The sequence below is a fragment of the Pseudomonas sp. GW821-FHT01C01 genome (genome assembly GCF_059422645.1).
The window spans coordinates 1-13,798 of record NZ_JBWKXF010000086.1 but is presented as its reverse complement, the minus strand read 5'-3'; the positions used below and the strand labels follow the sequence as shown (position 1 = coordinate 13,798).

The following is a 13,798-nucleotide window of genomic DNA, read 5'->3' as shown; positions in this document are numbered from 1 at the left end:
AACCGCTTAACTGACTGGCATTAGGGGCTTGCGGTCGGATCGGCTGATCCACGACACTGTCTGACCTGTGTGAAGCAATTATTTCGTAGTGGAGGCTGCCGTCATGGCCCACGAACTTTATACCCGCACCAATCAGAAGATTTATTTCGCCGGCTTGTCGCTGGAAGCGCTGGCTCGCACTGAAGAGGGTCGGGCGATGAATTCGCTGGCGCTGATCCAGGCCGGACGCGAATCTGCGCTGTTTCACCTATACGGTGCTCTGTTGGGTCTGTGTCATGAAATCGCCGGTTTCTATCGCTTGCCTCAGGCCAATGCGCCCCGTGCAGAGTTGTTGCTGACACGCGAGGTACTGGAAACCATCGCTATTCCGGAATTGGCTGAGATGGTTGAGTTGGTCAATAACCCGGAGACCTGGCTAGCCAAACTGTTGGCGGCCCATGCTGCGCTGTTTCAGCCGCCACGGGCGCCGCACAAGCCGAAAGGGGATGTGACCCAGCCACTGATCCAGGCTGTAAATCTGGATGAGGAAGATGCGCCGGAGGAGTTGAGTCGGGAGGAGCTGGAGAGTTGGCGTCAGAACCTGAAAGGATTGGCGATTCGGTTTCGTGAAGGGTTGAACGAGTGCTGACACAAGCAGCTGGATGATGACATCTGGTCAAGATCCCAAGCGAAGCCCGAGCGATGCCTATATAATCCCCGCCTTTCGTGGAGAACAGTCCTTTATGCCAACGTCCTTTCTAGAAATTGTCGAGTTACCAGACGGCCGTATCGAGCTGCGCAGGGCCGAGGACGAGGGTTCTCTGGTTACTTTGGATTTCTCCGAGGATGCCAAGGCGTTCCTGCAAGGGCAGCACGTGGAAGTCGCCAAGGCGATGTTGAGCGTGGGTGTTCAGATGGCCGGTCGCCTGGTTGAAGGCGAATTCGACAAGGAAGAGGGGACGCGGGTTCTTCATTGATCCCCGTTTGTCGTTTTTCTTGATATCGCTACCCATCGGCTTCTCTGTCCTTGGAGAAGCCTCACGCTTTGTCTGTCAGTTAACCCAGTCGAATGTTCAGGCTCTGAGCGTCGCCGGTGCGGGCGGCGCTGATCAGTTGTTGTCGCGATTGCGGGCTCAGTGGGTTGATCCAGCTGACCACCGTGTGGCTGCGACCCAGACGCAGAGCTTCGCAGGTCAGTTGTTGAGCGCTCTGGGTGCCCCGCGGTTGCAGCAATAGAATGCGTTCGCGGTTGAGGCCGGCATCTCGCAACCAGGTTTGAGTCAGGCTGGCGGGTGGCGCGATCAGTGTCAGCCAGCGTGCGTCCTGGTCCTGGCTCAATTCCCTGAGGATCGGTGCCAGAAGGTTCAGGCAGTTCCCGGCTGCACCACGCAGTGACAGCTCGCTGAAAACGTCAGGTTCGACGCTCCAGGGGGACTCGACTACGTCTTTCAGAATCGGCGCCAATGGCTGTGCCATGAACGCTTCGAACAGCGGCAGTTGGGTTTGCTGTGGTGATGTCTGTGGGAACTGCATGGTGCCTCCTTTAGCGGCGAATGACGCCGACACTCAAGCCTTCGATCACCAGTTCCTGATCTTGAAGGTTCACTTCAATAGGGGCGAACTCGGGGTTCTCGGCAATCAGCCAGACTTTGCTGCCGTCACGCTTGAAACGCTTGACGGTCACTTCGTCGCCGATTCGCGCAACCACGATCTGGCCGTTACGGGCTTCACGGGTGGTGTGGACCGCCAACAGGTCGCCATCGAAAATGCCGATATCCTTCATGCTCATCCCGTGAACGCGCAGCAGGTAGTCGGCGCGCGGGTGGAAGAAGGCAGGGTTGATGTTGCAGGACTCTTCGATGTGTTGTTGCGCAAGAATCGGGGCGCCGGCTGCGACCCGGCCAATGATCGGCAGGGTGGAATCGTCGGCCTTGGCTTCGAAGCCGGGGATGCGAATGCCACGGGAGGCGCCAGGCGTCATCTCGATTGCGCCCTTGCGGGCCAGTGCCTTGAGGTGTTCTTCCGCCGCATTGGGTGACTTGAAACCCAGTTCCTGAGCGATTTCCGCACGGGTGGGTGGATATCCGTTGTCTTCCAGGCAGCGTTTGATGAAAGCCAGAATCTCTGCTTGTCGTGGCGTCAGCTTTAGCATTTTGATCGCTCTGTTTTTTTATACAGTGACTGGGATTATATACAGTGAGGCGGTCTTGGCAATGCTCCATTTTTCAGTGGCCGCCGGACGGTCAATCAGTCAGTGGATTGAAGCTTCGCCGTTGTGTGGTTAAATGTCTGACCGACCATTCCCGAAACGAACGGCCAGGCTTGACAAGGCACAGGCTGAAACGTATGTTTCAAACAAGTGTTTGTCAGGCGGAGTAGCCATGGCCCAGTCGGAAACCGTTGAACGCATTCTTGATGCTGCCGAGCAGTTGTTCGCGGAAAAAGGTTTCGCCGAAACCTCGTTGCGTCTGATCACCAGCAAGGCCGGTGTCAATCTGGCGGCGGTGAACTATCACTTCGGTTCGAAGAAAGCGCTGATTCAGGCGGTCTTCTCACGGTTCCTCGGGCCGTTCTGCATCAGTCTCGATAAAGAGCTGGAGCGGCGTCAGGCCAAGCCCGAAATCAAGCCTACCCTCGAAGAGTTGCTGGAAATCCTTGTCGAGCAGGCACTGGTGGTACAGCCGCGTAGCGGCAACGATCTGTCTATCTTCATGCGTTTGCTGGGGCTGGCGTTCAGTCAGAGTCAGGGACACTTGCGTCGCTATCTGGAAGACATGTACGGCAAGGTGTTTCGCCGCTACATGATGCTGGTCAACGAAGCGGCGCCGCGCATTCCGCCCATCGAACTGTTCTGGCGCGTGCACTTCATGCTGGGTGCTGCGGCGTTCAGCATGTCCGGTATCAAGGCCTTGCGTGCGATTGCTGAAACCGACTTCGGCGTGAACACCTCCATCGAGCAAGTCATGCGCCTGATGGTGCCATTCCTGGCTGCCGGCATGCGTGCCGAAACGGGTGTGACTGATGCGGCCATGGCCACTGCTCAATTGCGTCCGCGTAGCAAGTCGACGCCGGTTGCCGCCAAGGTATAACCGCACATGGGTGGGCGCGGCAGCTGACATCCGCTAAGCTAGCCGCCCATGCCGACTCTCGTTCTGAACCTGTTTCCCATTGATATCGCCAGTCTGCCGGGCCTTGCCCTTGGCGGCGCGTTCGTGCGGGGCGGGTTTTCTGTTATCAAGGAATATCTATGACTGCTGGCTTGCAAGGCTCGTTGATGGTGGACGTCGCCGGTACCTGGCTGACGGCTGAAGATCGCCAATTGTTGCGCCAGCCCGAAGTGGGCGGCCTGATCATCTTTGCCCGCAATATCGAGCATCCACGCCAGGTGCGTGAATTGAGTGCGGCAATCCGCGCCATCCGTCCCGATTTGTTGTTGGCTGTGGATCAGGAGGGCGGCCGCGTGCAGCGCCTTCGCCAGGGTTTCGTGCGCTTGCCCGCCATGCGCGCCATTGCCGACAACCCGAATGCCGAATACCTGGCTGAGCAGTGTGGCTGGATCATGGCGACTGAAGTGCTGGCCGTTGGCCTGGACCTGAGTTTCGCCCCGGTGCTCGACCTCGACTACCAACGCAGCGCGGTGGTGGGTACCCGTTCGTTCGAGGGTGACCCGGAGCGTGCCGCTCAATTGGCCGGTGCATTCATCCGCGGGATGAACAGTGCGGGCATGGCGGCCACCGGCAAGCACTTCCCGGGTCACGGCTGGGCCGAAGCGGATTCCCACGTCGCGATCCCGAATGATGAGCGCAGTCTCGATGAGATCCGCGCCAACGACCTGGTACCGTTTGCCAAATTGAGCAAGCAACTCGCCGCGGTCATGCCGGCCCATGTGATCTATCCACAAGTCGATACCCAGCCGGCCGGTTTTTCCCGTCGCTGGTTGCAGGATATTTTGCGTGGCGAACTGCAATTCGACGGGGTGATTTTCAGCGATGACCTGTCCATGGCGGGCGCTCACGTGGTCGGCGATGCCGCGAGTCGAATTGAAGCGGCGCTGACTGCCGGTTGCGACATGGGGCTTGTTTGCAACGATCGTGCGGCTGCCGAGCTTGCCTTGAGTGCTGCCCAGCGTCTGAAGGTCAAGCCATCCGGGCGGATCGCGCGGATGCGCGGTCAGTCGTTCGCCAATTCTGAATACCGTCAGGACCCGCGCTGGCTCACCGCTGTCGGCGCGCTCAAAGAAGCTCAATTGATTGATTAAGGACTGTTCGTTATGACGGTTTACGCGATTATCGGTGGCACTGGCCTGACTCAGCTCGAAGGCTTGAGCATTCGTCAGTCACTGGCAGTGGACACGCCTTATGGTGCACCTTCGGCCGAAGTTCAGATCGGCGAGTATGCCGGCAAGGAAGTGCTTTTCCTCGCGCGTCACGGTCATCCGCATCGTTTTCCGCCGCATCAGGTCAACTACCGCGCCAACCTCTGGGCACTGAAGCAGGCCGGTGCCGAAGCCATCCTGGCGGTCAACGCCGTGGGCGGCATCCATGCTGCCATGGGCACCGGGCATTTCTGCGTGCCGCATCAGTTGATCGACTACACCAGCGGTCGTGAGCACACCTACTTTGCCGATGATCTGGAACACGTCACCCATATCGACTTCAGCTACCCCTACAGCGAACCGTTGCGTCAGCAACTGATCGCGGCGTTGGCGGCAGAAGGTGTGGGCTACAGCAGTCATGGCGTGTATGCGTGCACTCAAGGACCGCGCCTGGAGACAGTGGCTGAAATCGCTCGACTGGAGCGCGATGGCTGCGACATCGTCGGCATGACCGGCATGCCGGAAGCGGCCCTGGCCCGTGAACTGGAACTGGATTACGCCTGTCTGGCGCTGGTAGTGAACCCGGCGGCGGGCAAGTCGACGGCGGTAATCACCATGGCCGAGATCGAGCAGGCGTTGCATGACGGAATGGGCAAGGTGAAGTCGACGCTGGCGCGGGTGTTGAAAGGGTAATTAGCCTTCACACCGAGTTGACCCTTTCGCTGGCAAGCCAGCTCCTACAAGGATCACGTTGACCTGTAGGAGCTGGCTTGCCAGCGAAGGCAATCTTTCAAATGCCGCAAATCTCAGCGTTTTTCAAGGTTTTCCGGCAGTGGCGCAAACAACGCCTCAATATCATCGCTCTGCAGCTTCCAGTCCCCGGCCTTGCGCCCATCCAGCACGCCGGCCGCCAGGTCGGATTTTTCCTTTTGCAGGTGCTGAATCTTTTCTTCCACCGTACCGCGCGCAATCAATTTGTAAACGAACACCGGCTTTTCCTGGCCGATGCGATACGCCCGGTCGGTCGCCTGATTTTCCGTCGCCGGGTTCCACCAAGGGTCGTAATGAATCACGGTGTCCGCTTCGGTCAGGTTCAGACCAACGCCACCGGCTTTCAGGCTGATCAGAAAAATCTGACGTTTGCCGCTCTGGAATTCCTTCACGGGTGTGCGGCGGTCGCGGGTCTGGCCGGTCAGCAGGGCGTAGGCAATTCCGCGCTTGTTCAATTCGTCTTCGATCAGCGACAACATTGAAGTGAACTGCGAGAACAGCAGGATCCGCCGACCTTCCTCGAACAATTCCTCGAGCATTTCCATCAGGCTGTCGAGCTTGCCTGACGTGCTGCCGCGGGTCGGCAGGGTGGCATCGTTGACCAGGCGCAAATCGCAGCACACCTGACGCAGCTTGAGCAGTGCTTCGAGAATGATGATCTGGCTGCGGGCCACACCCTTGCGGGTGATCTCGTCACGGACTTTCTTGTCCATGGCCAGGCGCATGGTTTCGTAAACGTCACGCTGGGCCTCGTTGAGTTCGACCCAGTGGATGATCTCGGTTTTCGGTGGCAACTCGGTGGCCACCTGTTCCTTGGTGCGGCGCAGCAGGAAGGGTTTGATCCGGCCGTTGAGGTGCTGAAGCCTGACCTCGCTGGTGCGTTTTTCAATCGGTACGCGGTAATCGCGGTTGAAGCTTTTGACGTCACCGAGCCAGCCGGGCAAGAGGAAATGAAACAGCGACCACAGTTCACCGAGATGGTTTTCCAGTGGTGTGCCGCTCAGGCACAGGCGCTGCCGGGCATTGAGCTCGCGGGCAGCCTGGGCGGCCTTGCTGGTCGGATTCTTGATGTACTGCGCTTCATCCAGCACCAGTATGTGCAACGGCTGCGCCGCCAGGCGTTCGACATCCTTGGGCAGCAGCGCATAGGTGGTCAGGATCAGATCGTGATCAGCCAGTTTGTCGAAGTGTTTTTTGCGGCTGGCACCGTAGAGCGCCAGTACTTTGAGCTGCGGCGTAAAGTGCGCCGCTTCGTCGAGCCAATTGGGGATCAGGCTGGTTGGCATCACGACCATGCACGGCCGATCGAGGCGGCCGGCGTTTTTCTCGCTCAGAACGTGCGCCAGTGTCTGTAGGGTTTTGCCCAGGCCCATGTCGTCCGCGAGAATTCCGCCCACGTCCAGTTGCCGCAGCGATTGCATCCAGCTCAAGCCTTCGAGCTGATACGGGCGCAGCGTCGCGTTCAAACCTTCCGGGGCGGTGGTCGTGTGGTCCTTGATGTCGCGCAAGCGCTGGGCAAAAGTGCGGATCTGTTCTCCGCCCTCCCAGAGCAGTGGCATGTCTTCCAGCGGGTTCAGGCGCGTGGCATCGGCCTTGCTCAGGCGCAGTGTGGTTTCGCCGGGCTCCTGCAGGTAGAACTCGCCGAGGGTTGCCAGCACCGGCTTCAAACGGCCGAAGGGCAGGGCGACTTGCAGCGGGCCATGCTCGGAGTTCGGACGGTTGGGGATGTTTACCAGGATCAACTCGTCGTCGCGTCGTCGGGCCAAGCGTTCCGGGTTGAGGATTTCGGTGTGGGAGCGCATCAGGTTGAGCAGGATCGGCAACAGGCTCAGGCGCTCGCCGTTGACGATGATCCCCAGTTCCAGATCGAACCAGTCGCGCTCCGGTGCCTGTTCGACAGTGGCGTACCAGTCGTCTACCGCGGTCAGGTCGAAACCGAAGTCTTCGTCGATCTGCAATTCCCAGCCCTGGGTGCGCAACTTCGGCAGTTCATTGAGGGTAAAGGTCAGCCAGGCGCTGTCATTGACCATCTCGAACAGCTCGCCGGCACTTTCCGGCAATGCCTTGCTTTGCCGGGTGGCGACTTTGAAGCCGAGGATTCGCAGCTGTTCCCGGTAGGACTGTTCCACTTCCGGGTGGCGTTTTATCCGCAGCGTCTGGCTTTCCTGGCGAATCAGGATGTCGGAGTTTTTCTGTCCGGAAACGTACTCGTCCAGGTAACTGAAAGACAGCGCCGCGCGATGCTGAATGTAGCGCTGCATTCGACCATTGCGCGGTTCGAACGCGCTGAACTCGATGCTGGCCAGCCACAGGCGCGGTACCGGTTGCACATTGTCCACCAGCACTTGCGGCGGTGCTTTCGGGCTGCGGTTTTCCAGGACTGCCTGGAGTTTTTCCAGGAGTTCGGCGTCTTTGGCGGCAGCGGGGTAGTCGAGGGTTTCCTGCACTTGCAGGAGCACCGCCGCGCAATGTTTGCAGTTGTTGTGGACCGGGCAGGAGCATGTGGCGTCGACCATCAGCAGCGTGCCTTTGGCTGACTCGCGCAGGCGAATGGTCTGACGGTAAACGTTACCGCCCGAGCCTTCGCACGCGGCGATGATGGTTGCGTCGCCGGCCTCGACGATCCTGACACGATTCTCCAGCGCGTAGCGGCGGCCACGCTCCAGGCTCTGTTCCTTGAATCGGCTGACCCACGAAGGTGCCAGGGGTTTGCTCAGGGTCGCAGACATAGGGACTTCAATCAGTCCGGAATTTCATCGGGGACTGGCCGAGGTGCGGGGGCTGTGAGCGAAGTGATCTTGATCAACAGGCCGAGGTGGCCGTTGTCGAGGAAGTTCAATTGGCCGTTCTTGGTGTGGCTTTCCTGTTTCAAGCGCTCGCTGGCGGTCACCATGCCATTGGTGTCGATCTGGTTGACCCAGAAATCGGCGTCGACGTCAGTGAAGCGCCCCAGTTTCACGTTCAGCGTGCCTTCGATCGGGAACTGACCGTACTGTTCCTTGCCGTCGCTGATCGCGATTTTGCTCGGCGCTTCACCGAGGGTCTGTTGCCAGGCCTTGTGCAGCAACACCGTGTAGTCGGCACTGCTGGTGAGTTTTTCCACCTCGCCATTCAGGCTTGGCGTACGCAGGCTGTCGGGGCTGACGGGTTGGGCACCAGCCGCCCAGTCTTCCGGCGCGGCGCGGCTGACAATCGCCGGTACGGCGTTTTGCCGGACCAGAATCATTTCGACCTGATACAGGTCATCGGCAAATGCCGTGGGTGCGACCAGCGCTGGCATTAACAGGGTCAGCAAGGTCAGTGAGCGAAACAGGCGCATGCGGCGTCCTTCAAGCAGTTTTCGGAACGAGGCGCTCGAACAGCGCCTCTACAGTATTAAAGCGCTCTTCCGGGCGCTCCATCGGAACCATGAACTTGAACATCGTGGCGCCTTCGAATTTGTAGCGTTTTGGCTGGCTCTGGATCAGTTTGATCAGGGTCAGCGGGTCGACCGGCGTCTGTGCGGCGAACTCGACGCGACCGCCTTGCGGGCCGCCATCGACTTTCTTGATGCCCAGTTGCTCGGCCTGCAATTTCAATGCAGTGATGCGGATCAGGTTCTTGGTCGGTTCCGGCAGCAGGCCGAATCGATCGATCATCTCCACCTGCAAATCCTTGAGGCCATCCTCATCGGTGGCCGAGGCAATGCGCTTGTAGAGAATCAGGCGGGCGTGGACATCCGGCAGATAGTCTTCGGGAATCAACGCCGGTACGCGCAAGTTGACTTCCGGACCGCCGCCGAGCGGTTGATCGAGGTTCGGCTGCTCGCCCTTGCGGATCGACTTCACTGCGCGCTCGAGCATTTCCATGTACAGCGTGAAGCCGACTGCCTGGATCTGCCCGCTCTGACCGTCACCGAGCAGTTCGCCGGCACCACGGATTTCCAGGTCGTTGGTGGCGAGCACGAAGCCCGCGCCGAGGTCCTGGGTGTTGGCAATCGCTTCCAGGCGCTTTTCCGCGTCCGGGGTGATTTGCTGGCGCGGTGGCGTCAGCAGGTAGGCGTACGCCTGGTGGTGACTGCGTCCGACCCGGCCGCGCAACTGGTGCAGCTGTGCCAGGCCGAACTTGTCGGCACGCTCGATGATGATGGTGTTGGCGCTTGGCACGTCGATGCCGGTCTCGATGATGGTCGAGGCGATCAGCACGTTGAAGCGCTTGTGGTAGAAGTCGCTCATCACCTGTTCGAGTTCGCGTTCGCGCATCTGCCCGTGACCGATGCCGATCCGTGCTTCCGGTACCAGTTCGGCGAGGTCGGCGGCGCATTTCTCGATGGTCTTCACGTCGTTGTGCAGGTAATAGACCTGACCGCCACGCAGCAACTCACGCAGCAAGGCCTCTTTGACCGTGCTCTTGTTCTGCTCCATGACAAAGGTGCGTACCGACAAGCGACGGGCCGGCGGCGTGGCGATGATCGACAGGTCGCGCATACCCGACACTGCCATGTTCAGCGTGCGCGGAATCGGCGTGGCGGTCAGGGTCAGGATGTCGACTTCGCTGCGCAGGGCCTTGAGTTGTTCTTTCTGGCGCACGCCGAAACGGTGTTCCTCGTCGATGATGACAAGGCCGAGGTTTTTGATTTTTACGTCGTCCTGCAGCAGCTTGTGAGTACCGATGACGATGTCGATTTTGCCTTCGGCCAGATCGGCGACTGCCGCATTCACTTCCTTGGTCGACTTGAAGCGACTCATCACTTCCACGGACACTGGCCAGTCGGCGAAACGGTCGCGGAAGCTGTTGTAGTGCTGTTGGGCGAGCAGGGTGGTTGGCACCAGGATTGCCACTTGTTTGCCGCCATGCACGGCAATGAACGCGGCGCGCATCGCCACTTCGGTCTTGCCGAAACCCACATCGCCGCATACCAGGCGATCCATTGGCTTGGGCGCGAGCATGTCTTCGCGCACCGCTTCGATGGTGGTTTGCTGGTCCGGAGTTTCTTCGAACGGGAAACCGGCGCTGAAGGTGGCGTAGTCGGCTTTCGGATCGGCGAAAGCGTAGCCTTCACGGGCGGCGCGGCGTGCATAGATGTCGAGCAGTTCGGCGGCCACGTCGCGTACCTGTTCGGCGGCCTTGCGCTTGGCTTTCTGCCAGGTCTCGGAGCCGAGACGGTGCAGCGGGGCCAGGGCATCGTCGCTGCCGGTGTAGCGGGCGATCAGGTGCAGGTTGGCCACGGGCACATAAAGCTTGGCGCCTTCGGCGTATTCCAGGGCGAGGAATTCAGCGGTCTGGTTGTCGATTTCCAGAGTTGCCAGGCCCAGGTAGCGACCGACACCGTGGTCGATGTGCACCACCGGCGCACCTTCGCGTAGCTCGGTGAGGTTCTTGATGACAGCATCGTTGTTGGCGTCGGCACGCTTTTCGCGGCGACGACGCTGCATCACGCGTTGGCCAAATAACGGACTTTCTGCGACGAGGGCAAGAGCCGGGTCGTCGAGCAGCAGGCCTTCGTCGAGCGGTGCGATGGTGATCGCCAGGCGCTCCTTGCCGGCAACAAAGTCCGGCCAGCTGTCGACGGTTTTCGGTCGCAGCTTCAGGCGTTCCAGCAGTTCCAGCAGCACTTCGCGCCGACCCGCGGATTCGGCAGTGAACAGCACCCGACCGGGAAATCCGTCGAGGAAGCTCGACAGTGCCGCCAACGGCTGGGTGGCCTTGGCTTCGATGGCAAGGTTCGGCAGTTCCCGGGAAGGGAAGCGCTCGCGGCCGACGCCGGTTTCCACGTCCTGTTGACTGGCAACCACCCGCGGCCAGTTCTTCAGGCGGGCGAAGCAGTCTTCCACCGGCAAGAACAATTCGGCAGGTGGCAATAAAGGACGGGATGGGTCGACGCGGCGTTCTTCATAGCGATTGCGCACGTCGTTCCAGAAGTTTTCCGCCGCTTGTTCGATGCCCGGCAGGGAAAACACTTGCGTGTCCTGAGGCAAATAATCGAACAGCGTCGAGGTTTCTTCGAAGAACAGCGGCAGGTAGTACTCAATGCCGGCCGGAGTAATCCCGCTGCTCAAGTCCTGGAAGATCGGGCAACGGCGGAAGTCGACGTCAAAACGCTCACGGAAGCGCGCCTTGAAACGGGTGACCGCTTCTTTCTGTAGCGGAAATTCCTTGGCCGGCAACAACTTGACCGAGTCGACTTTGTCGATGGAGCGCTGGTTCTCCGGATCGAAGGTGCGCAGGGTTTCGATTTCATCGTCGAACAGGTCGATGCGATACGGCAGCTTGCTGCCCATCGGGAACAGATCGATCAGCGAACCGCGAACGGTGAATTCGCCGTGTTCATAGACTGTATCGACATAGCGATAACCCGTGGCTTCGAGCCGGGTGCGCATTTGCTCGACGTCGAGCTTCTGGCCGATATCCAGCACCAGGCTGCTGCCGAGCAGGAATTTGGTCGGTGCGAGGCGATGCAGGGCGGTGGTGATCGGCACCACCAGCACGCCATGGCTCAGTTCCGGCAGCCGATACAGGCTGGCGATGCGCTGGGAAATGATGTCCTGGTGCGGCGAGAACAGGTCGTAGGGCAGGGTTTCCCAGTCGGGAAAGTGCAATACGGGCAAATCCGGGGCGAAGAAACTCAGCTCCTGTTCCAGCCGTTCGGCACTTTGGCTGTCGGCGGTCAGTAGCAGGGTAAAGCGCTTGGCAGCGCTGGCGGCCTCGGCGATGGCCAGGCTCAGGGCGGCACCGGGCAGGTTGCCCCAGTGCTGTTTACCTGCCGCGGCAGGGAGAAGCGGTAGACGCAGAACGGGCACGGAAGGTTGAGCTCCAAGCGTTGCGACAAAGTCGGTAATTGTAGCGGTCTACGATGCCGCCTGTCAGTTGCTGACTGCGCCTAATGCGCGGGTATGGCGAAATGTAGTGGTAAAGACAAAATTCGACGGTTTTTTACCTGAAATTACTGAATATGTAGTGGCAAATACAATGAGTGTTACGGAGGGTTACGGATAAGGAGGCGTGACCTCCAAAAAATTGACTGCGCTGAAAGCCCCGGTTTTACTGGGCTGGAGCGAGGCGTAAATTTTTTGAACGGTGAATTGTTACGTAAAGCACGACGGGCGCGCATTGCTACCGCTGTCACTCGGCGGCATAATGTAGCCCCTTTTTTCTGCCCCTACATGTGGAAGGTTCCCGTGACTCAGAAGCCCGACCAGTGTCTTGGTGAATGGATCGACCGTGAAGCACTCGCAGAAGCGATGATTCCGCTTATCGGTCAGCTCTACCGCAATAACAACGTGGTGAGCTCGATCTATGGCCGCAGCCTGATCAATCGTTCAGTCATTGCGATTCTCAAAGCTCACCGCTTTGCTCGTCACCGTCAGTCCGACGAAAGCGAGCTGTCCGTCCACGAAACATTCCCGCTGATCAAGGCGATGAGCGAGCTCAAGCTCGGCGCCGCTTCGGTGGACCTGGGCAAGCTGGCGGCCAAATTCAAGGCCGAAGGCAATGGCCGTACTGCCGAGCAGTTCGTCCGTGAAGAACTGGCTGACGTGGTTGGCCAGCAAAATGCTTCCGCCCGTAAAGGCACCGACGTTGTCCTCTACGGCTTCGGTCGTATCGGCCGTCTGCTGGCGCGCATCCTGATCGAGAAAACCGGTGGTGGCGACGGCCTGCGTCTGCGCGCCATCGTTGTCCGCAAGGGCGCCGAGAACGATCTGGTCAAGCGTGCCAGCCTGTTGCGTCGTGACTCGGTTCATGGTCCGTTCGATGGCACCATCACCATTGATGAAGCCAACAACACCATCACCGCCAACGGCAACCTGATCCAGGTTATCTACGCCAAGAGCCCGGCCGAAGTCGACTACACCCAGTACGGCATCGAAAACGCTCTGATCGTCGACAACACCGGTGTATGGCGTGACGCTGACGGTCTGGGCCAGCACCTGGCCTGCCCGGGCGCTGCCCGCGTGATCCTCACCGCACCTGGCAAGGGCGCGCTGAAGAACATCGTGCACGGTATCAACCATGGCGACATCAGCCCTGACGACAAGATCATCTCGGCGGCTTCCTGCACCACCAACGCCATCGTGCCGGTGCTCAAGGCAGTCAACGACAAGTACGGCATCGTCAACGGCCACGTCGAAACCGTTCACTCGTTCACCAACGACCAGAACCTGATCGACAACTTCCACAAGGGCAGCCGTCGTGGCCGCGCCGCGCCGCTGAACATGGTTATCACCGAGACCGGTGCCGCCACCGCAGCCGCCAAGGCGCTGCCAGTGCTCAAGGGCAAGCTGACCGGCAACGCGATTCGCGTTCCTACGCCGAACGTGTCGATGGCCATCCTGAACCTGAACCTGGAAAAGGCTACCACTCGCGAAGAGATCAACGAGTACCTGCGCCAGATGGCCATGCACTCGGATCTGCACAAGCAGATCGACTACGTCAGCTCCCAGGAAGTGGTTTCCACCGACTTCGTTGGCTCGCGCCACGCAGGCGTAGTGGACGCAGAAGCGACCATCACCCAGGATAACCGCGTTGTTCTGTACGTTTGGTACGACAACGAATTCGGTTACAGCTGCCAGGTGGTTCGCGTGATGGAAGACATGGCCGGTGTAAACCCGCCAGCATTCCCGCGCTAAGCCTTAGCTGCACATGAAAACGCCCCGACCTTGGTCGGGGCGTTTTTGTTTGTGGGTTTCTGTAGGAGCGAGCTTGCTCGCGAAAAAATCACAGGCGGCGCGGTTAATGCCGGTCAGTAAAGCGGCA

General features: G+C 59.6%; 11 protein-coding genes. 6 read left to right on the top strand and 5 right to left on the bottom strand.

From position 1 onward, the window contains the following. Nucleotides 1-103: 103 nt before the first annotated feature. The gene (locus AC07XF_RS28070; RefSeq protein WP_495029110.1) at nucleotides 104-628 is read left to right on the top strand and encodes a DUF6586 family protein; all 525 of its coding nucleotides are present in this window, start codon (nucleotides 104-106) and stop codon (nucleotides 626-628) included. 94 nt (nucleotides 629-722) lie between these two features. Then, on the top strand, nucleotides 723-956 hold the full coding sequence (locus AC07XF_RS28065; RefSeq protein ID WP_008023011.1) for a hypothetical protein: 234 nt from the start codon (nucleotides 723-725) through the stop codon (nucleotides 954-956). 79 nt (nucleotides 957-1,035) lie between these two features. Here AC07XF_RS28065 and sulA read toward each other — a convergent pair whose 3' ends face one another. Next, nucleotides 1,036-1,512 (bottom strand): SOS-induced cell division inhibitor SulA, encoded by a 477-nt coding sequence (gene sulA / locus AC07XF_RS28060; RefSeq protein WP_495029109.1) that lies wholly within the window; start codon nucleotides 1,510-1,512, stop codon nucleotides 1,036-1,038. Nucleotides 1,513-1,522: 10 nt separating this feature from the next. Beyond that, entirely contained in the window at nucleotides 1,523-2,131 is a 609-nt protein-coding gene (lexA, locus tag AC07XF_RS28055; protein ID WP_007995278.1) for a transcriptional repressor LexA, read from the bottom strand. Nucleotides 2,132-2,360: 229 nt separating this feature from the next. Here lexA and AC07XF_RS28050 point away from each other — a divergent pair, with 229 nt between their 5' ends. From AC07XF_RS28050 to AC07XF_RS28040, 3 genes are all read left to right on the top strand, one after another. Next, nucleotides 2,361-3,068, top strand: a complete 708-nt coding sequence (locus tag AC07XF_RS28050; RefSeq protein ID WP_495029108.1) for a TetR/AcrR family transcriptional regulator — start codon at nucleotides 2,361-2,363, stop codon at nucleotides 3,066-3,068. Nucleotides 3,069-3,226: 158 nt separating this feature from the next. Then, nucleotides 3,227-4,237, top strand: a complete 1,011-nt coding sequence (nagZ, locus tag AC07XF_RS28045; RefSeq protein WP_495029107.1) for a beta-N-acetylhexosaminidase — start codon at nucleotides 3,227-3,229, stop codon at nucleotides 4,235-4,237. Between the two features lie 12 nt (nucleotides 4,238-4,249). Then, nucleotides 4,250-4,987 carry an S-methyl-5'-thioinosine phosphorylase gene (locus AC07XF_RS28040; RefSeq protein WP_007991412.1) on the top strand — a complete coding sequence of 246 codons (738 nt, stop codon included), beginning with the start codon at nucleotides 4,250-4,252 and terminating at the stop codon, nucleotides 4,985-4,987. Nucleotides 4,988-5,100: 113 nt separating this feature from the next. On the opposite strand, the gene AC07XF_RS28035 is transcribed toward AC07XF_RS28040, so the two are convergent. Genes AC07XF_RS28035 through mfd form a run of 3 tightly spaced genes read right to left on the bottom strand, consistent with a single transcriptional unit; the run spans nucleotide 5,101 to nucleotide 11,844 of the window. Beyond that, nucleotides 5,101-7,794: an SNF2-related protein gene (locus AC07XF_RS28035; protein WP_495029106.1), complete on the bottom strand. Its 2,694-nt coding sequence runs from the start codon at nucleotides 7,792-7,794 to the stop codon at nucleotides 5,101-5,103. Between the two features lie 11 nt (nucleotides 7,795-7,805). Continuing rightward, nucleotides 7,806-8,384: a CsiV family protein gene (locus AC07XF_RS28030; protein WP_495029105.1), complete on the bottom strand. Its 579-nt coding sequence runs from the start codon at nucleotides 8,382-8,384 to the stop codon at nucleotides 7,806-7,808. Between the two features lie 10 nt (nucleotides 8,385-8,394). Continuing rightward, complete coding sequence (gene mfd / locus AC07XF_RS28025) at nucleotides 8,395-11,844, bottom strand: transcription-repair coupling factor (RefSeq protein ID WP_495029104.1); 3,450 nt, start codon at nucleotides 11,842-11,844, stop codon at nucleotides 8,395-8,397. 363 nt (nucleotides 11,845-12,207) lie between these two features. Between mfd and AC07XF_RS28020 the strand changes: the two genes are divergently transcribed. Further along, nucleotides 12,208-13,671 carry a glyceraldehyde-3-phosphate dehydrogenase gene (locus AC07XF_RS28020; protein ID WP_007984273.1) on the top strand — a complete coding sequence of 488 codons (1,464 nt, stop codon included), beginning with the start codon at nucleotides 12,208-12,210 and terminating at the stop codon, nucleotides 13,669-13,671. The last annotated feature ends 127 nt before the right edge of the window (nucleotides 13,672-13,798 follow it).